Below are 18,293 nucleotides of genomic sequence, written 5' to 3'. Positions count from 1 at the left end.
TAAGGAATATCTATATAACGGGTAATATCTCTAACTGTTATCTGTTTCACCTATATGCAGACTTGGCCGGCGCTTGCCTCATCAAGCCAATCAAGGCGCCGAGGGCCAATACGATCAACACCCCGCCGTAGCCATAAGTGGTAGCGATCAGGCCAAAACTGCGGGTCAGGTTGCCCGCCAACAGGGTCGGCAGGCAGAACGCCAGGTAACTGAGGACGTAGAACGCCGACATCAACCCGGCCCGCTCATGGGGCAAGGCCAGGGGGACTACGCTGCGCAACGCGCCGAGAAAACCTGCGCCAAATCCGCTGCCAGCCACCAGCGTGGCGAAGAAAAACAAGCTCAGGTTGGCGCTGTGAACCGCACCGAGGATCAGTGCGACGCCCACGGCCAACAGGCCGGCTCCCAGGCGCAGCACCTTGCCCGCCGGGCGATTGCGCAGGCTGAAAATCATCACCGCACCGCTCAAGGTCAACACCGCGACCAGGCCGCCACCGATCAGGTTGGAGGTGGATCCGGTCGCCGCCCTTACCAGCGACGGCGCCAGCGACAAGTAGAAACCGCTCATGGCCCACACCGCGATATCCACCGGCAGCGACAGCCACAAGGCCCGGCGCGCCTGGGCCGGCACATGCAGGGTCGGCCATAGCGAGGCGAGCGCGCCAGGGATGGGGCTGACGCTTTCCGGCAAGCGCCAGACATACAGGCTCTGCAACAGCATCAGCGCGAGCAAGGCCCAATAGATCAACTGGGTCGGCAGCGGCGCGAACTCCACCAGCACACTGCTGCCCATGGCGCCACAGGCCATGCCCAGCAATGGCGCGACACTGTTGACCAGCGGGCCCTGCCGACGGTCAGTGTCGAGCAACGCAGCGCCGAGCACGGCGGTGGCCATGCCTGTGGCAACCCCCTGCAAAGTGCGGGCGGCGATCAGCCAGGCAACACTGTCGGCGTAGATAAACAGCAGCATCGCCAGCATATTCAGCACCAGCGCGGCGAAGATCACTGGCTTGCGCCCCAGGTAATCCGACAGCGAACCGACGGTCAACAACGCAGCCAGCAGGCTCAAGGCATAGACGCCGAAGATCAGCGTCAAGGTGCCAGCAGAAAAGTGCAGGCCCTCCTGGTAAAGGTGATACAACGGCGTCGGCGCGCTGGAGGCGGCGAGAAACGTCAGCATGGTGCTCGCTAGAAACACCAGGCTGGAACGATGAGAAGTGACGCTGGACATGGGCACGCTCCGCTAAAGCTAATATTTTGCTTTTGTGGAGTGTGCTACTGGGTCGCGCTTAAAGCAAATTCTTTGTGTTAAGGTTTTGGCATGGCGATAAAAGAAGGCCTCCGCCCGGGGGGCCGTAGTGCCCGGGTACAAGAATCGGTTCATTCGGCGGTGCGCCAGCTACTGCAAGAGCAAGAGCGCGCCAGCGTGACAGTACCGCAAATTGCCACACGCGCCGGGGTCACGCCGTCGACCATCTACCGGCGCTGGGGCGACCTCGCAGCCCTGCTCGCCGACGTCGCCCTGGCCCGCATGCGCCCCGACAGCGAGCCCGCCAACACCGGCAGCCTGCGCGGCGACCTGCGAGCCTGGGCCGAGCAGTACCTGGACGAGATGAGTTCGGAACCGGGGCGCACGATGATGCGCGATGTGCAGTGCAGCCAGACGCCGGGGTACTGCGTGACGATTCTGGGTGGGCAACTGCAAGTGATCCTGGACCGTTACCAAGGCAGCGGCCAGGCATTGCCCAGCGTGGATCGACTGATCAATCTGCTGGCGGCGCCGACGGTGTTTCGAATTCTGTTTGACGCGGCGCCGATGCGGGTTGAGGAGTTGCATGAGCTGATTGAGATTGCCCTGCACACCTGACCCGACTGTGTGTATGCGGGCTTATGTGGGAGCGGGCTTGCCCGCGATTGCAAGGTGTCAGTCAATACCTCTTTAACTGACCCGCCGCTATCGCGGGCAAGCCCGCTCCCACATATGCCCACACATCTTTAGACCTGGCTTAGGTACGCATCCCACGCCCGCTCACCAGCAGCCGTGCACAGCCCAGATACAACACCACCGTCGCCACGATCATAAAGGTGATCGCCACGCTGATCTTGATATCCGACACGCCCAGGATCCCGTAGCGGAAGGCATTGACCATATGCAGCACCGGGTTGGCCAGCGACACGGTCTGCCAGAACGGCGGCAGCAGGGTAATCGAGTAGAACACACCGCCCAGGTAGGTCAGCGGGGTCAGCACAAAGGTCGGGATGATCGAGATGTCATCGAAGTTGCGCGCAAACACGGCGTTGATAAAGCCCAGCAGCGAGAAGATTGTCGCCGTGAGCACCACCACCAGGATGGTCACCCCCAGGTGATGCACCTGCAGGTCGGTGAAGAACATCGACAGCACCGTCACAATCGCCCCGACCATCAAGCCACGCAGCACGCCGCCCAGGGTGTAGCCGATCAGGATGGTGTGTGGCGACACCGGCGAAACCATCAATTCCTCAATGGAACGCTGGAACTTGCTGCCAAAGAAACTCGACACCACGTTGCCGTAGGAGTTGGTGATCACCGACATCATGATCAGCCCCGGCACGATGTATTCCATATAGGTGAAGCCACCCATATCGCCAATCTGCCGGCCGATCAGGTTCCCGAAGATCACGAAGTACAGAACCATGGTGATCGCTGGCGGTAGCAGAGTCTGCGGCCAGATGCGCATAAAGCGCTTCACTTCGCGGTAGACGATGGTGTTGAGCGCTACCAGATTGGGTTGGAACTCGGAATTCATACCGCCACCTTCGCCAGATTCTTCTCCACCAGGGACACGAACAACTCCTCCAGGCGATTGGTTTTGTTGCGCAGGCTCTGCACTTCAATGTTCTGCAAGGCCAGTTGGCTGAACAGCGCGGTGATGCCCACGGTTTTATCGACCTGCACTTCCAGGGTATGGCTGTCCACCAGGCGGTTGGGGTAGCCGATCAGCGCAGGGGGCGCGGACAGATTGCTTTTCAGGTCGAGCAGGAACGTCTCCACATGCAACTGGCCCAGCAAGTTACGCATGCTGGTGTTCTCGACAATGGTGCCGTGGTCGATGATGCCAATGTTGCGGCACAGCTGTTCAGCCTCTTCCAGGTAATGGGTGGTGAGGATGATGGTGATGCCTTTCTGGTTCAGCTCGGTGAGGAAGGTCCACATTGAGCGGCGCAATTCGATGTCCACGCCGGCCGTCGGTTCGTCGAGGATCAGCAGGCGCGGCTCATGCACCAGGGCGCGGGCGATCATCAGGCGCCGCTTCATGCCGCCGGACAAGGAACGTGATGGCACGTCGCGCTTGTCCCACAACCCCAGCTGGGTCAGGTACTGCTCGGCGCGCTCCTTGGCGATTTTCGGCGGGATGCCGTAGTAACCGGCCTGGGTCACGACGATATCGAAGGTCTTTTCAAACTGGTTGAAATTGAACTCCTGGGGCACCACACCAATGCAGCGCTTGAGCGCGGCCGGGGATTTATCCAGGTCATGGCCAAAGATATTCACCGTGCCACTGGTCTTGTTGACCAGGGTCGACAGAATACCGATGGTGGTGGATTTGCCGGCACCGTTGGGGCCGAGCAATGCGAAGAAATCACCTTCGGCGACATCCAGATCAATACCACTCAGGGCCTGGAAACCGTTGCCGTAGGTTTTGGTTAGCTGCCGGATGGACAGAGCGGAACTCATATCGGATTACGCACCAAGGAAGGGAATAGAAGAAATAGATAAGGGCGCGCCACACCTAATACAACCGCAGCGCACGGCAAGCATGGTGCTTGCCTGCGCCGCACAAGTACAGTCACCTGTATTAATAGTCAGTATTAAGTCAACGCGGTCATTACCGCTTTTTGATAGGCCGGACGTTGCTGCAAACGCCGGTACCACGCCTCCAGATGGGGCATCGCCGGGCGTTCGATCGGCATCTCGAACCAGGCATAAATAAAGCTGCCCAGGGGAATATCACCCATGCCGATCTCGTTGCCGGACAGGTAGGGCTGCTCAGCCAGGGCCTGGTCCACGGTTTTCAACACCTCGATACAGGCATTGCGCCCGGCATGGATGCTGTCCCAGTCCTGCCGCTCGGCCGGCGTGCGCAAAATGCCCCAGAACACCGTCTTGAACGGTTCGGCAAAGGTCGAGGTGGTCCAGTCCATCCACTTCTCGGCATTGGCCCGCGCCTGCAGATCGGCGGGGTACCAGCTCGAAGCCTGTTTGGCGCAGAGGTAACGCACGATGGTGTTGGATTCCCACAACACAAACTCGCCGTCCTCGATCATCGGCACCCGGCCATTGGGATTCAATGCCCGGTACTGCGGTGTATCGACCACACCAAAGGCCCCGCCCGCATCAATTGCCTCATAGTCCAGGCCGAGTTCCTCGGCGCACCACAGTGCTTTCCTGACGTTTGACGAATTTTTACGACCCCAGATCTTCAGCATGACCGCCTCCCAGTGGATGAATGCCGGAGCAGCATACGCCGGTTCAGCCGCGACTCAAATCGCTCTGCATATCACCTAACAATTGCGGCGAATGCTCGCCAAACAGGTGCGGGTAACACTTTTCCAGGTGGGCAAAGAAGAATTCCTCGGGCACCTCGGCAAATTGCCCATGGTCCACCACATACTCCATGGAGCGCTGGCCCTGGCGGTTGAACGGGTGGAAAACGCTGTCGTTGATTCCGTCGAAATCCAAGGGCGGCACATCGAACAATTCGCACAATTGCTGGTTGAACGCCGGGGTCGCCTTGACCCAGCGCCCATCCAGATACAACTCCGTGTAGCCATGCATGGCGAACACATCACTCTTGAGCAACTCGATCAGGCGCGGGGTCGACAGATGGTTGCGCACATCGGCCAGGCCAATGCGCGACGCTATGCCGCAATGCCGGGCGCACGCCGCCAGCAGGGTGGCCTTGGGCACGCAATAGCTCTGCCCGGCAGCCAGGGCGTAGCTACCACGCAGGGTTTGCGGATCGCGGCTGAAGGTGTAAGGGTTGTAGCGTACCGCTTCGCGCACGGCGTAATACAGACTGACTGCCTGGTCACGGGGATCACGGCTCGAACCGCGATGTTTTTCGGCGAACTCCACCACCGTGGGGTGGTCACTATCGATGAAGCGGCTGGGACTCAAGTACGCATTCATGGGGATTTTCTCCGAGGCGAGCCTGGAGTCTAACCACAGGCCCGACCGAAGGTTAACGACGATTCGGCCAAATGTCGGCGCCTGCTGCCTGTGACTGTCGAGCACTTCCCGCCACACCACGTAACACCCTCAGGCACCGCTTTTCCGGATGCCGGCTAAGCTCTGAGGGTGCTTCTGCCCCTGGTTTCACGGAGGATTGAATATGCTGTTGTTGTGGATACTGGTTCTGGTGCTCGGCATTGCCTACCTGGCACACCGTCGTACCGCGCCCCTGCCCGCCCTGGGCGTGGTCGCCGTCTACCTGTTGGCGATGGGCGCCTTCAGCTATGCACCGGGCTGGTTGCTGCTGGTGTTCTGGGTGCTGCTCGCGATAGTCGCCGCCCCCCTGCTGCTGCCCGACCTGCGTCGCCAGTATTTCACCGCACCGCTGTTCAACTGGTTCCAGAAAGTATTGCCGCCGATGTCCGAGACCGAGCGCGATGCCATCGACGCCGGGACCGTGTGGTGGGACGGCGAACTGTTCAGCGGCCGTCCCGACTGGGACAAGCTGCTGGCCTACCCCAAGGTGCAGTTGACCGAAGAGGAACAGGCTTTTATCGACGGCCCCACCGAGGAGCTGTGCGCGATGGTCACCGATTGGGAAATCGGCCAGGCCATGGACCTGCCGGCAGCGGCCTGGGACCATATCAAGCAACACGGTTTCTTCGCCCTGATCATCCCCAAGGAGTTCGGTGGCAAGGGCTTTTCCGCCTACGCCCACTCCCAGGTGGCAATGAAACTGGCGACCCGCAGCGGCGACCTCGCCTCCACCGTCATGGTCCCCAACTCCCTGGGCCCGGCCGAGCTGCTGTTGCACTACGGTACCGACGAGCAACGCAACCACTACCTGCCGCGCCTGGCCCGTGGCGATGACATCCCGTGCTTTGCCCTGACCGGCCCGCTGGCCGGCTCCGATGCCGGCGCGATGCCCGACACCGGGGTGATCTGCAAGGGCGAATGGCAAGGCAAGGAAACCCTTGGCCTGCGCCTGAACTGGGAAAAACGCTATATCACCCTGGGCCCGGTCGCGACCCTGCTGGGCCTGGCCTTCAAGGCCTATGACCCGGACCATCTGCTGGGCGAGGAAGAAGACCTGGGCATCAGCCTGGCGCTGATCCCCACCGACACCCCCGGCGTGGAAATCGGGCGCCGTCATCTGCCCCTCGGCGCGGCATTCATGAACGGCCCCAACTCCGGCAAGGATGTGTTCATTCCCCTGGACTTCCTGATCGGTGGCCAGGAAATGCTCGGCAAGGGCTGGATGATGCTGATGAACTGCCTGTCGGTCGGCCGTTCGATCTCCCTGCCGGCGGTGGGCACCGGTGCAGCCAAGTTCACCAGCCTGGTGACCGGCCAGTACGCCCAGGTGCGCGAGCAGTTCAACGTACCGCTGTCCGCCTTCGAGGGCATCCAGGAAGCCCTGGCCCGTATCGGCGGGAATGCCTGGTTGATGGACAGTGCGCGGATGCTCACCGCCAATGCGGTCGACCTGGGGGAAAAACCTTCGGTGCTCTCGGCGATCCTCAAGTACCACCTGACCGAGCGCGGCCGCGAGTGCATCAGCCACGCCATGGACGTGCACGGCGGCAAGGGCATCATCATGGGCCCCAACAACTACCTGGGCCGCAGCTGGCAGGGGGCGCCGATCTTCATCACCGTGGAAGGGGCGAATATCCTTTCGCGCAACCTGATGATCTTCGGCCAGGGGGCGATTCGCTGCCATCCATTCGTCCTCAAGGAAATGGCCCTCGCCGGTCGTGAAGATCGCGACCAGGCACTCAAGGAGTTCGATGGGCTGTTGCTGCAACATATCGGTTTTGCGGTGAGCAACGCCGCCAGCACCCTGGTGTTGAACCTGGGCCTGGGCCACTTCGAAAAAGCCCCGGGCAACCGCTTGAGCCAGGGTTACTTCCGCGCCCTCAACCGCCAGGCCGCCGCGTTCGCCCTGCTGGCAGACCTGAGCATGATGCTGCTGGGTGGTGAGCTGAAGCGTCGTGAACGCCTGTCGGCACGGCTGGGGGATGTACTCAGCCATATGTACCTGGCCTCGGCGGCGCTCAAGCGCTACCACGACCTCGACTCCCCGGATCATCTGGAGCCGCTGTTTGCCTGGGCCATGGAAGAAAGCCTTGGCCAATCGGAACGCGCGCTGGATGAGTTACTTAGCAACTTCCCCAACAAAGTGCTGGGCTGCCTGATGCGGGTCATCGTGTTCCCATTCGGGCGTCGCCATAAAGGCCCGTCCGATGCACTGGACGCTGAAGTCGCCGCAGTGATTGGCCGAGCCAAGGGCGACCCGACCCTGGAAGAACTGCTGGCTGGCTGCTATCGCCCGCAATCGGCGGAAGATCCGGTCGGCGCGTTGCAACACGCCTATGACCTACTGGGTGCCAGCCACCCGCTGCAAAAGAAACTCCACAGCGCCCTCAAAAGTGGCCAGGTCAAGCCGCGCGCAGGGGAACATGCCATCGACGCCGCACTGGAAGCTGGCGTGCTGCAACCGGCTGAAGCGCAAACCCTGCGCGACGCGGAAGCGGCGCGGCGCAAGGTGATCGACGTGGATGACTTCAGCAAAGAGGAGCTGGCCCAGGCGCCCGGCAGAGTCCGCTGAGACCAACCGTCATATAAAAACGGGCGCGAGGGCTATATACTCTCGCGCCCGTTTTTGCTTTTGAGGACTTACTCTCGTGTCCAACGTCGTTGCCGATCATCTCGTCTTGCTCGACCACCTGCGCAGCATCCTGGTTGCCGTCGGCGAAGCCGAACAGGTTCCCGAGGAAAGTCACGCGCTGTTCCTGGAACGCTTTGATGAACTGCGGGCCCTGCTGCCCATCGACCCGATCGAAAGCCAATACCTGGGCCAGGACATGATGAGCCAGGTCATCCTGCGCTACCCGCAGATTGCCCATCTGGTACCGCGCGACCTGTTGTGGTTCTTCGGCGGTGACTGCCTGCACTTCATGCCCGACGATGAACTGGACCTGTACCAGGCCCTGGAAGAACGTCGTTTCGAAGCCGAACAGAACGACGAACCGTTCGACTGGAACCAGGAAAAGCAATTGCTGGCCATGTCCAACGACCAGCCCAAGCACTGATCTCAAAAGCACCAAAGATCCAAATGTGGGAGCGGGCTTGTGTGGGAGCGGGCTTGCCCGCGATAGCGGTGTATCAGTCAACCAATGTATCGACTGACACTCAGCCATCGCGGGCAAGCCCGCTCCCACACTAACCTGCTCCACATTCTCGATCGCGCGCCTACCGCCGATGCAATGTAGGCTCCTTAGCCATGCACTCCACCAGATAATCAATAAACACCCGCAATTTCGGCGGCAGGTAGCGTGTGGGCGAATGCAGCAACCAGGCATCCCCATGGTACGAGGCAATGAAATCCCATTGCGCCAGGACCTGCACCAACCGCCCCTCCTCCAAGGCATGCCGCGCGGTGAAGTACGGCAAGCTGCCAATCCCTACATCCTGCAACACCGCATCCAGCCGCACCCCCGTGTGATTGGCCGCATACCGCCCGCGTACCCCCACCGTCACTGTTTTGCCCGCCTGGCGGAATTTCCAGCGCGCATCCCCCGGCGTTTCGCCCAGGTAGATGCAACTGTGCCCCAGCAAATCATGGGGATGCAGCGGCGTACCGTGGGCAGCCAGATACTGCGGCGTGGCACACAACAAATGCTCAATCGGTAATAACTGGCGCCCTACCAACCCCGGTGGCGGGCTATCGGTGATGCGGATGCTCAGGTCGACATTGTCATCAATCAAATCCACCTGCCGATCTTCGAGGATCAACTGCACATCGACCTTGGGATAACGCCGCAAGAACTCTGGCATATGCGGATGCACCACAAACCGCCCGACCGCCTTGGGCACACTGACCCGCACCAGTCCTTCGGCTTCGTGGGTGTACTGGCCGCTGATTTCCATCACCGAGCGCGCCGCGCTGACCATTTCCTGGCAGCGTTTGAAAACCTCTTCGCCACCTTCGCTCAAGCGCAATTTGCGTGTGGTGCGCTGCAGCAGCCGCGTGGCCAGGGCCTGTTCCAGGCGCGAGATGCTGCGACTCACCGCCGATGGCGACGCCCCCAGTTGGCGCGCCGCCTCGGAGAAGCTGCCGGTTTCCACCACCTTGACGAAAATCGCCATTTCGCCCAGCAGCGGCAAAGGAAGATTGATGCTCATGACGCACAAGTCCATTGAGATTTCAGCGGATTATCACCCATTGGCGCACTACTTATACTGCTGTTTAGAACCCTGATGCGGATGTAGACGATGACCCAGCGCCTGTTTTTTACCCATGACCACCTGGTTGCCGATGTTGATGTGCTGGAGTGCACGCCGTTTGAGCAGCAGTTTGCGGTGGTGCTGCACTCCACCATTTTCCACCCCCAGGGTGGCGGCCAGCCTTTTGATACGGGGTGGCTGGGAGACAGCAACGTGTTGAAAGTGGTGCAGGAAGCCGAGCGCATCGTGCACTACGTGGACCAGCCCGTCGCACTCGGGCTCCAGCAAGCGCGGGTCGACGGCGAGCGCCGCGCCCTGCATACACGCCTGCATTCGGCAGGGCATCTGATTGGCAACGCCGGTGAGACCCTGGGCTGGATGCCGATCAAGGCCCACCACTGGCCAGGCGAAGGCAAGATCAGTTTTATCCGTGGGGAATTCGCCCAGAACATGGAGGCCGATGCCCTGCAACAACAGGTCAACCAATGGATCGCCGCAGATTTACCGCGCCAAATGACGCTGCAAAGCGGCTCCCGGGAAGTAGGTTTTGGTGATCTGCCGCCCTACGCCTGCGGCGGCACTCACGTACAGGCCCTCGCCCAAGTCGGCCAGGTCACGATCCTCGGCCTGTCGGAGAAGAAGGGCACGTTGTCGGTGCGCTACAGCCTCGACTGACAGATTGATGGCAGGCGGCGTTTTATTATTGAGATAGGACATCACCGCGCAAGGGGCTCCCCTGGAGCTTGTGGGTGATGCTAGTGTGTGAAAATGTTTCCGACATAAAAATCGGAAACCTCCTACTCACCACCTGCAAAGGAATGCCCCCAGCAATGGACTTCTCCCTCAAGCACCTGGCCGCCGCCACCCTGATGGTCGCCAGCCTGTCCGCCGTTACCGCACCAGCGTTCGCCAATATCACCCCGCAACAGAGCGCGACCATCCTCAAGACGTTCAATGACGCCTCGATCAAGGACTTCCGCACCTTCCTCGGCAGCCTGGCCAAAAGTGAACTGGGCAAAACCGCCGACTTGGGCCCGGCAATCAGTGCTTTTCTCGATAACAAACGCCTGTCCGCCGAACAGCAAAACGAAATTCATCGCCTGCTGGGCCTCTACGCCCGGGTGAAATACGGCGCGGCGGCTACCGAGACCCTGCGCGAGCTGGTGGCCATACCGACCTTCCAGGTAGAAGGCGTAGCCCAGCACGACAACCCTGAATTCATCAAGATCGCCGACAAGATCAAGAGCCTGGCCCAGGCGTTCAACCTGAAGTTCCGCAATATCGACAACCGCGTCTACGAAATTTCCCTGGAAGGTGCCGGCGACGAAGTTGTGGGCATCCACGCCCACGCCGACGTGGTGCCGGTGACCCCGGAAAACTGGGTACTGGCCGATGGCACCCGCCTCGACCCGTTCAAGGTCACGCTGATTGGCGACCGCATGTACGGCCGCGGCACCGAGGATGACAAGAACGGCATCGTGGTGACGCTGTATGCGATGAAAGTGATCAAGGAAGAAAACCTGCCCCTGGCACGCAACTTCAAGCTGCTGGTGGACACCACCGAAGAAACCACCGGCGACGCCATTCCCTACTACTTCGAACACAACCCGACGCCCAACTACAACCTCGCGCTGGACGGCGGCTACCCGGTCGTCATCGCCGAAAAGGGTTATGGCACGGTCATGGCCACCTTTGCCAAGCGCAAAGCCGACGGCAAAGGCGCCGAAATCATTGCCATGACCGGCGGCCTGGCGACCAACCAGATTCCTTCGGCCTCGGTGGCCACGTTGCGTAGCGACAGCCCCGCCGAACTGGCTGCCAGCCTGCAACAGGCCGGGAGTGCATTCGCCAAGGCCAATGGTGGCGATTTCACTGTAGATGCCAAGGTCGTCGACAAAGACGTCAAGCTGACCGTCACCGGGGTATCGGCGCACTCTTCCGAACCCGAATCGGGCATCAACCCGGTGGCGCGGATGCTGGTCTTTATCAACAGCCTGGACGGCAAGGTTGCGTTCAAACACAACGAGATTACTGACGCTGCCCGCTATGCCGCCGATAACTGGGGCCTGGATTACCTGGGCGGCAAATTGGGCGTGGGCTTTGCCGATACGTTCATGGGGCCACTGACCACCTCGCCGACCTTTGTCGGCATGGACGAAAAAGCCTTCAAGCTGGCGGTCAACCTGCGGGTGCCAAAAGGTAAATCCCCAGAAACGCTCAAGAAAGAGATCGCTGACAAGCTGAGCGCCTGGAGCCAAAAGACCCATATTGCGCCAGCCTTCGATTACTCGGTCGCCGCGCCGATGTACCGTAACCCCGAGGGTGAATGGGTCAAGGCGCTGCTGGCCGTGGCCACGGAAAACCTGGGCATGAAGCCTGAGTACGGGACTTCGGCTGGCGCAACCTCGGTGCATGACCTGCCCAATGGCGTGCAATTCGGCCTGGCCCGCCCCGAGGTCAAATACACCGGGCACACCGACAACGAGTTCAAGACCACCGAGCAGTTCCTGCTGGACCTGCAGATCGTGACGGAAATGATGGGCCGTATCGGGCAGTTGCCGAAACTCTGACCCAGCACCTGGACCCGCTTGTGCGGCGGGTCCATTTGCGCAGGCTTGAATTGCAGACAAACAAAAACGCCGCTCATCACTGAGCGGCGTTTTTGTTGAATATGGAGCGGGAAACGAGACTCGAACTCGCGACCCCGACCTTGGCAAGGTCGTGCTCTACCAACTGAGCTATTCCCGCAAATGGCGTCCCCTAGGGGACTCGAACCCCTGTTACCGCCGTGAAAGGGCGGTGTCCTAGGCCACTAGACGAAGGGGACACGCTAACTGAAACACATGGTGTGTATTCCAGTGCCCAGAGGCCTTGTCCGAAGACTTGGTCCTGGTTTCACTCAGTGCCGCCCGAAAGCCACACTGTTTAAAAATGGAGCGGGAAACGAGACTCGAACTCGCGACCCCGACCTTGGCAAGGTCGTGCTCTACCAACTGAGCTATTCCCGCAATGGCGTCCCCTAGGGGACTCGAACCCCTGTTACCGCCGTGAAAGGGCGGTGTCCTAGGCCACTAGACGAAGGGGACACACGTACAACATTCACTCCCTACCGCGTTTCGCTGTGTGCTTTACGCTGTAAGTGGCGCGCATTCTATGGATGGATTGAAAGGTCGTCAACCCCCAAGGATAAATTTATTTAAATCAATGACTTCGCCCCGCTTTACCGCCACTGTCGGAGTTTCTCGCCGTCCAGGCTTTGGCGCCTATATTCTGGCGCCCGACAAGACGTTATAGTCCTGACCCGCGAATGGTGGCAATGTGCATCTATTCAGAGTTACTACATATACAGATGAAAGCACTGACTCATCTCGTCGAAGAGTCCTATCCGCCGCAAGCGCCAATCACTACACTTCAACGCACATCCTACAAAGAGGTCACACCGGTGACACCACTCATGATCACCCTGCTGGTAATAGCCGGGATCGTAATACTGATCGCCATTGGCTACATGAACCACGTGGTGGAAAACAACAAACTGGAAAAAGCCCGGGCCCAGATTGAGCTCAATGATCGGCTGCGCCGCTGTGGCGAGATCACCGAGACGTTCCCCGGCCAACTGATGACGCCGCAGCTCAAGCTGCTGCTGACCCGCCTGGAACTGAACGTCAACCAACGCATGCTCCACCTCAACAAATCCAGCAGCACCATCAAGGCCCGTATTGCCGAGTTGGAAGCACTGGTGGGCCAGGGCGAGTCGATCCCGGTGAACAACCCTCCAGGGCCGATCCAGACCGAAGCCAAGGCCAAGGATGTACGCTTCCTGCTCGAAGCCCTGCACGGCCAGGTCACCCGCGCCGCCCAGGACGGCTTTTTGCCCACCAACGAGGCCAAGCACTGGATCCGCGAAATCCGTCACCTGCTGGTGCTGCTGCACATCGAGTTCTTCAACAATCTTGGCCAACACGCGCTGCAACAGGCGCAGCCCGGCCAGGCGCGCCTGGCGTTCGAGCGCGGCGTGCAATACCTGCGCAAGCAGCCTGAACCGGCCACCTACAGCCAGCACCTGCAACTGCTGGAAAAACAATTGGCGCGTGCCAACTCCATGGTGCTGACCAACAGCCAGCAAACCGCCGAAGAGACCAATGAGCTGACCGCAGGCTTGAAAGCCGATGACGCTGATGCCGAGTGGAAAAAGAAAGTCATCTACGACTGATCCTCTCCTGCCTTGATTCGCCGGGTGCATGCTTTGCACCCGGAGCCATCATCCTGCCTCTACCCCTCGCTGCAATAACTCGCGTACAAAAGTGCACTTCATTCCGTAAACGAAAGAGGCCTTCATGCCAAGTGTCATCATTGATGGTCAGCCCCTGCACTACGTGGACCAGGGCGCGGGCCCTGCTGTCCTGCTCGGCCAGAGCTACCTGTGGGACCAGCACATGTGGGCACCGCAGATCGCCGCCCTGTCGCAACAGTACCGAGTGATCGTGCCAGAGCTGTGGGGTCACGGTGAGTCTGGCCCGCTACCGGCACAGACCCGCACCCTGGACGACCTGGCACGCCAGGCCCTGGCCTTGCTGGACCATCTGGAGATTGCCCAGGTCAACCTGGTGGGTTTGTCCGTCGGCGGCATGTGGGGTGCGCCGCTGGCGTTGCTGGCGCCCGAGCGGGTCAACAGCCTGGTATTGATGGATACCTATCTGGGCGCAGAGCCTGAGGCCACCCGCGAACAGTATTTCGCACTGCTCGGCGCAATCGAGGCCGCGGGTGCTATTCCAGATGCCCTGCTGGATATCATCGTGCCGATCTTCTTCCGCCCCGGCATCGACCACGACTCTGCGCTGTATCAGGACTTCCGCCAGTCCCTGCGCGACTTCCCCAAGGATCGCCTGCTGCAAAGCATCGTGCCCCTGGGTCGCCTGATTTTCGGTCGTGGGGATGCGCTGGAAGGCTTATCCCGCCTGAATGCTGATACGACTCTGGTGATGTGTGGCAACGAGGACCAGCCGCGCCCACCCGCAGAAGCGCAGGAAATGGCCGATCTGATCGGCTGCGATCTGGTATTGATCCCGGACGCAGGGCATATCTCCAGCCGGGAAAATCCTGATTTCGTCAATGAGGCACTGCTGACCTTTTTGGCCAATCACGCCTGATCACACCTTGAGTATCTCCAATGTAGATGAGATGCCGAGGCGCGCAGCTACACTCCCCCTGTGGGAGCGGGCTCGCCCGCGATGGCGCCCGTGAGTACACCTCAGGGTGTCAGCTCCCCCAGGGAACTCGTTCCGGCCCTGAATATGATCACAGCCGGAAATGCCCCACCATCCCCTTGAGTTCCGCCCCCAGTTGCGCCAACTCGATACTCGATGCCGCATTACCCTGCATGCTCAGCGCCGATTGATCGGCGCTGGCGCGGATACTGGTGACGCTGCGGTTGATTTCTTCGGCCACCGAGCTCTGCTGCTCGGCCGCGGCCGCGATCTGCTGGTTCATCTGCTGGATCAGCGACACCGCCGCGGCAATGCTGCCCAACGCACTTTCGGTTTCCAGGGCATCGCTGACAGCCAGCTTCACCAGCTCGCCGCTGTGCTGGATATCCCGCACTGAAGACTGCGCCGCGCTGCGCAAGGTGCTGACCAGACGTTCGATTTCCTCCGTCGATTGCTGGGTGCGCCTGGCCAGGGCGCGCACCTCATCGGCGACCACCGCAAAGCCGCGCCCTTGCTCGCCGGCGCGTGCCGCCTCGATGGCGGCGTTGAGCGCCAGCAGGTTGGTCTGCTCGGCAACACTTTTGATCACCTCCAACACGCTACCGATATTCTGGATTTCGGCGCTCAGGCTTTCGATGCTGGTGCTGGCAGAGGTCGCCGAACTGGCCAGCAGCTCGATGCGCTGCAGGCTCTGGCGTACCACCTGCTGGCCAGTGTCGACCTTGTCGTCGGCGGTCTGCGCCGCTTGCGCGGCCTGCTCGGCATTGCGTGCCACATCGTGCACCGTGGCGGCCATCTGGTTCATGGCAGTGGCGACTTGCTCGGTTTCTTCTTTCTGGCTACTGACTTCGAGATTGGTCTGCTCGGCCCCCCTGGACAATGACTGGGCCGAGCTGGCCAATTGTTCAATCCCCGCCTGCAGCCCGCTGACCATATTGCTCAGGCCCCCGCCCATCTGCTGCATCGCCTGCATCAACTGGCCCATCTCGTCCTGTCGGCTCACCTCCATGCGCCCGCTGAGATCCCCGGCCGCAATCTGCCGGGCCACGGCAATCACGCTGCGCAGCGGCATCACGATCAGCCGGGTAATCAGCCACGCGGCAATCACCCCGACCAATAAGGCCAGGGCCGATGACACAATGATCAGCAAGCTGCTCTTGGCCAACTGCGCCTGCATCGACTGGTCCTGCGCGGCATAGGCCTGATTGACCTGCGCCACCACTTGCGCGGCCCGCTCATGCAACTGTTGGTAGACGATTTTTTCCTGGGCCAGCAGGCCGGTGTATTCGGTGAGTTTTTCGCTGAAGGCTCCGATATGCCCGACCACTTCATTGAGCACGGTCTGATAGCCAGGATCCTTGACCAGGGCCTGCAGTTGCCCGGCCTGGGCCAGGGCCTGATCGGCCTGCTCGATGTGGCCTTGCCCGGCACTGTCCGCGTCGCCCTTGCGGCTCTGATCCAGGCGCACATGGGCTTCGTTCATGGCCTGCAACATGAGGCGCGAAACCTGCCCCACCTGCCCGGCCTGCTCGATAAACTCGGCGCCCTCTTTGCCTTGGCTTTCCTTGAGGTTATAGGCCCCATCGTCGGCCAGGCCGGCCTGCAAAACATCAAGGTTGTTGGCGACACTGGACACCGACCAACTGGCCATTTCCAGCGCCAGGTCCTTGGCCTGGGTCAGCTCGACAAATTCGTCAAATGCCTTGCGATAGGCGCCCAGCGCCTGCTCGACCTCGCTCATGTTGAGCGCCTGGGCTTCGGCCACCAGGCTATCCACCCGTTGGTGCAGGACCTCGACCGAGTCGGCATCGCTGCGCAATGCATACTCCTGCTCAATCAAACGCACATTCAGCAGCCCCTCATTGAGCGAAGACATGCCCTTGAGCCCCACAAAACGCTGACCAACGGTTTGCAGGGACCACACGCCAATCGCCGCCACCAGGGCCGTCAACAGCAATACCAGGGCAAACCCCAGCCCCAGCTTCCTGGCCAGCCCAAGGTTGGCAAATCGTCGTTGCACGGCCGAAATCATTGCGCAAAGTCCTCTTGGGGTGGCGAACGCCAGCAAGCCCGGTATCCATGCAACGAGATTCGCAATCCCGGGCCCTGCAACACAAGACGTTGGCGCCACAATAATGGCAAAAAGCTACATCCCCGTCGTTTTCAGAATGGTGGAGGTCGATCCTGTGGGGCCCATGGCTTTGAACAATGCCAGGGCCCGATGATCGCAAGCATAGGCCACATTGATCCGCAGCCATTCAGCGTGCTCGCCGGTCGGGCTGAACAACTCGCCGGAAGACAGCAAGACCCCAAGCTGTCGGGCCCTTGCGTGCACCCTTGAGCCATCCCCTGAACCCGGGCGCGCCCACACAAACATGCCACCTGCGGGCACCGCAAAGACCTCCCACTCTTCATCCTCCAGCACCTGCAAGGTCTTCGCCATCTCCGCGCTCAGCCGTCGGCGCAGGCGCTGTACCCATTTGCGGTAGGTACCGTTGGTCAGGAGACTGGCCACCATCGCTTCGGCAAAGCGTGAGGTGCCCATACCGGTCAAGGTCTTGAGCTTGAGCAATTGGCTGATGAGGGCCGTGCTGGCGGTGAGATAGCCAACCCGCAGGGCGCTGCTCAGGGTCTTGGAAAAGCTCGAGACATAGATCACCCGATCATCATGGGCCAACGCCGCCAGACGGGTACAGGAAGCATGTTGCAGGTCGCCGTAGACATCCTCCTCGACAATCAGGAAGTCCCGAGTGTGGGCCAGGTGCAACAGACGCTCGGCGACCACCCGCGACAGGCTGGTGCCCGTCGGGTTGTGGTAGAGGCTGTTGATGAACAGGCACTTGGGGCGGTGGCGGGCCAGCAGCGTTTCCAGGGCCTGGATATCCGGGCCGCTGCGGGTTCTGGGCACCTCCAGCAACATGACACCGTGGAAAGCCAACTGACGATACAGGTTGCCGTAGCCAGGGCTCTCGACCACCACCGTGTCGCCGGCCTTGAGCAAGGTGCGGATCAGCAGGTCCTGGGCATGGCTCGCGCCGTGGGTGGTGAGGATCTGCTCGGCAGTGCTGGCCACCTGGATCTGTGTCAGGCGCTTGTGCAATTGCTCACGTAGCGCTGGCAACCCCAGGGGCGTGCTGTAATTGAAAACCCCAGCGGTATCGGTACGGCTGATTTCGCGAATCGCATAGCTGATGTCATCACTTTCACGCCAGGAGTCCGGCAGCCAGCCGCACCCCAGCTTCAATTCTCCCAACTGGTTATCGGTAAAGGTCCCCCACCTGCGCTCTGCCCCCTCATACCACTGGCACTCCGCCAATGGGCTACTGGCCACCGGTTGCTCGGCGATAACAAACCCCGAACCGGCCCTTGAGGCCAAGACCCCTTCGGCCACCATGCGCTCCAGCGCCTCGATCACACTGGATTGACTGAGCAGGTTGTCCTGGGCCAGTTGCCGGATGGAAGGCAGGCGCGTTCCGGGGCTGACCCCGCTCTCCCGAATCCATGCGGCAATGGCGCTGACAATTTGCTGAACCACCGGTACAAGGGCTTGTCGATTGATCCCTAAATCCATGAGCCACCCCCCTTCAACTGTTTGGCATTTAACTCAAAACAGTTAAGCACAGAAGGCCAGGATCACCCTGTTCATA

Annotated in this window: 15 protein-coding genes, 4 tRNA genes and 1 pseudogene; 7 read left to right on the top strand and 13 right to left on the bottom strand. The window is 60.7% G+C overall.

The window, feature by feature from the left end:
- Nucleotides 1-46 precede the first annotated feature (46 nt).
- Nucleotides 47-1,231, bottom strand: a complete 1,185-nt coding sequence (locus tag PSH73_RS07930) for an MFS transporter (protein ID WP_186625502.1) — start codon at nt 1,229-1,231, stop codon at nt 47-49.
- Nucleotides 1,232-1,321: 90 nt separating this feature from the next.
- Between PSH73_RS07930 and PSH73_RS07925 the strand changes: the two genes are divergently transcribed.
- Nucleotides 1,322-1,867, top strand: coding sequence for a TetR/AcrR family transcriptional regulator (locus tag PSH73_RS07925; protein ID WP_186625500.1), 546 nt, complete (start codon nt 1,322-1,324; stop codon nt 1,865-1,867).
- A gap of 139 nt (nt 1,868-2,006) precedes the next feature.
- On the opposite strand, the gene PSH73_RS07920 is transcribed toward PSH73_RS07925, so the two are convergent.
- From PSH73_RS07920 to PSH73_RS07905, 4 genes are all read right to left on the bottom strand, one after another.
- Nucleotides 2,007-2,786 (bottom strand): ABC transporter permease, encoded by a 780-nt coding sequence (locus tag PSH73_RS07920; protein WP_057438896.1) that lies wholly within the window; start codon nt 2,784-2,786, stop codon nt 2,007-2,009.
- A complete protein-coding gene (locus tag PSH73_RS07915; RefSeq protein WP_200656458.1) occupies nt 2,783-3,715 on the bottom strand; it encodes an ABC transporter ATP-binding protein in 933 nt (310 codons plus the stop codon). Before PSH73_RS07915 ends, PSH73_RS07920 begins: the two co-directional genes overlap by 4 nt.
- Nucleotides 3,716-3,849: 134 nt before the next feature.
- Complete coding sequence (locus PSH73_RS07910) at nt 3,850-4,467, bottom strand: glutathione S-transferase family protein (RefSeq protein ID WP_057959011.1); 618 nt, start codon at nt 4,465-4,467, stop codon at nt 3,850-3,852.
- Between the two features lie 43 nt (nt 4,468-4,510).
- Entirely contained in the window at nt 4,511-5,170 is a 660-nt protein-coding gene (locus tag PSH73_RS07905; RefSeq protein WP_057438894.1) for a transglutaminase family protein, read from the bottom strand.
- Between the two features lie 202 nt (nt 5,171-5,372).
- Between PSH73_RS07905 and PSH73_RS07900 the strand changes: the two genes are divergently transcribed.
- The gene (locus tag PSH73_RS07900) at nt 5,373-7,820 is read left to right on the top strand and encodes an acyl-CoA dehydrogenase (protein ID WP_305462196.1); all 2,448 of its coding nucleotides are present in this window, start codon (nt 5,373-5,375) and stop codon (nt 7,818-7,820) included.
- A gap of 76 nt (nt 7,821-7,896) precedes the next feature.
- Complete coding sequence (locus tag PSH73_RS07895; protein ID WP_057438892.1) at nt 7,897-8,304, top strand: PA2817 family protein; 408 nt, start codon at nt 7,897-7,899, stop codon at nt 8,302-8,304.
- Nucleotides 8,305-8,464: 160 nt separating this feature from the next.
- On the opposite strand, the gene PSH73_RS07890 is transcribed toward PSH73_RS07895, so the two are convergent.
- A complete protein-coding gene (locus tag PSH73_RS07890) occupies nt 8,465-9,397 on the bottom strand; it encodes a LysR family transcriptional regulator (protein ID WP_186625498.1) in 933 nt (310 codons plus the stop codon).
- Between the two features lie 90 nt (nt 9,398-9,487).
- On the opposite strand from PSH73_RS07890, the gene PSH73_RS07885 reads away from it, so the two are divergent.
- Entirely contained in the window at nt 9,488-10,114 is a 627-nt protein-coding gene (locus PSH73_RS07885; RefSeq protein ID WP_057438890.1) for a hypothetical protein, read from the top strand.
- Between the two features lie 155 nt (nt 10,115-10,269).
- Nucleotides 10,270-12,009, top strand: coding sequence for a dipeptidase (locus tag PSH73_RS07880; RefSeq protein ID WP_057959007.1), 1,740 nt, complete (start codon nt 10,270-10,272; stop codon nt 12,007-12,009).
- Nucleotides 12,010-12,111: 102 nt separating this feature from the next.
- On the opposite strand, the gene PSH73_RS07875 is transcribed toward PSH73_RS07880, so the two are convergent.
- The 4 genes from PSH73_RS07875 to PSH73_RS07860 form a co-directional block, all read right to left on the bottom strand.
- Nucleotides 12,112-12,187 (bottom strand) — tRNA-Gly (locus tag PSH73_RS07875).
- A gap of 3 nt (nt 12,188-12,190) precedes the next feature.
- Nucleotides 12,191-12,266, bottom strand: a tRNA-Glu gene (locus PSH73_RS07870).
- Nucleotides 12,267-12,371: 105 nt separating this feature from the next.
- Nucleotides 12,372-12,447 (bottom strand) — tRNA-Gly (locus PSH73_RS07865).
- Nucleotides 12,448-12,449: 2 nt separating this feature from the next.
- Nucleotides 12,450-12,525 (bottom strand) — tRNA-Glu (locus PSH73_RS07860).
- Nucleotides 12,526-12,881: 356 nt separating this feature from the next.
- On the opposite strand from PSH73_RS07860, the gene PSH73_RS07855 reads away from it, so the two are divergent.
- Nucleotides 12,882-13,652, top strand: a complete 771-nt coding sequence (locus PSH73_RS07855) for a hypothetical protein (protein ID WP_057438889.1) — start codon at nt 12,882-12,884, stop codon at nt 13,650-13,652.
- 124 nt (nt 13,653-13,776) lie between these two features.
- Nucleotides 13,777-14,589 carry an alpha/beta fold hydrolase gene (locus PSH73_RS07850; protein ID WP_120732290.1) on the top strand — a complete coding sequence of 271 codons (813 nt, stop codon included), beginning with the start codon at nt 13,777-13,779 and terminating at the stop codon, nt 14,587-14,589.
- A 148-nt stretch (nt 14,590-14,737) separates the two neighbouring features.
- Here PSH73_RS07850 and PSH73_RS26985 read toward each other — a convergent pair whose 3' ends face one another.
- The 3 genes and pseudogenes from PSH73_RS26985 to PSH73_RS07840 form a co-directional block, all read right to left on the bottom strand.
- Entirely contained in the window at nt 14,738-15,442 is a 705-nt protein-coding gene (locus PSH73_RS26985; protein ID WP_370694601.1) for a methyl-accepting chemotaxis protein, read from the bottom strand.
- A 42-nt stretch (nt 15,443-15,484) separates the two neighbouring features.
- A pseudogene (locus PSH73_RS26980) lies at nt 15,485-15,718 on the bottom strand (HAMP domain-containing protein); the annotation flags it as partial.
- Nucleotides 15,719-16,792: 1,074 nt separating this feature from the next.
- Nucleotides 16,793-18,217, bottom strand: a complete 1,425-nt coding sequence (locus tag PSH73_RS07840) for a PLP-dependent aminotransferase family protein (protein ID WP_120732285.1) — start codon at nt 18,215-18,217, stop codon at nt 16,793-16,795.
- Between the last annotated feature and the right edge of the window lie 76 nt (nt 18,218-18,293).

Source organism: Pseudomonas sp. FP2294, assembly GCF_030687625.1.
GTDB lineage: Bacteria > Pseudomonadota > Gammaproteobacteria > Pseudomonadales > Pseudomonadaceae > Aquipseudomonas > Aquipseudomonas shahriarae.
The sequence above is the reverse complement of the archived record's forward strand: the minus strand, read 5'-3'. Positions and strand labels throughout refer to the sequence as shown.

What these genes read in the sequence shown, in the direction of transcription:
- PSH73_RS07915 (WP_200656458.1), bottom strand. Translation starts at nt 3,715, where the DNA reads ATGAGTTCCGCTCTGTCCATCCGGCAGCTAACCAAAACCTACGGCAAC.
- PSH73_RS07920 (WP_057438896.1), bottom strand. Translation starts at nt 2,786, where the DNA reads ATGAATTCCGAGTTCCAACCCAATCTGGTAGCGCTCAACACCATCGTC.
- PSH73_RS26985 (WP_370694601.1), bottom strand. Translation starts at nt 15,442, where the DNA reads ATGGCCGCCACGGTGCACGATGTGGCACGCAATGCCGAGCAGGCCGCG.
- PSH73_RS07900 (WP_305462196.1), top strand. Translation starts at nt 5,373, where the DNA reads ATGCTGTTGTTGTGGATACTGGTTCTGGTGCTCGGCATTGCCTACCTG.
- PSH73_RS07850 (WP_120732290.1), top strand. Translation starts at nt 13,777, where the DNA reads ATGCCAAGTGTCATCATTGATGGTCAGCCCCTGCACTACGTGGACCAG.
- PSH73_RS07925 (WP_186625500.1), top strand. Translation starts at nt 1,322, where the DNA reads ATGGCGATAAAAGAAGGCCTCCGCCCGGGGGGCCGTAGTGCCCGGGTA.
- PSH73_RS07840 (WP_120732285.1), bottom strand. Translation starts at nt 18,217, where the DNA reads ATGGATTTAGGGATCAATCGACAAGCCCTTGTACCGGTGGTTCAGCAA.
- PSH73_RS07885 (WP_057438890.1), top strand. Translation starts at nt 9,488, where the DNA reads ATGACCCAGCGCCTGTTTTTTACCCATGACCACCTGGTTGCCGATGTT.
- PSH73_RS07905 (WP_057438894.1), bottom strand. Translation starts at nt 5,170, where the DNA reads ATGAATGCGTACTTGAGTCCCAGCCGCTTCATCGATAGTGACCACCCC.
- PSH73_RS07890 (WP_186625498.1), bottom strand. Translation starts at nt 9,397, where the DNA reads ATGAGCATCAATCTTCCTTTGCCGCTGCTGGGCGAAATGGCGATTTTC.
- PSH73_RS07910 (WP_057959011.1), bottom strand. Translation starts at nt 4,467, where the DNA reads ATGCTGAAGATCTGGGGTCGTAAAAATTCGTCAAACGTCAGGAAAGCA.
- PSH73_RS07880 (WP_057959007.1), top strand. Translation starts at nt 10,270, where the DNA reads ATGGACTTCTCCCTCAAGCACCTGGCCGCCGCCACCCTGATGGTCGCC.
- PSH73_RS07930 (WP_186625502.1), bottom strand. Translation starts at nt 1,231, where the DNA reads ATGTCCAGCGTCACTTCTCATCGTTCCAGCCTGGTGTTTCTAGCGAGC.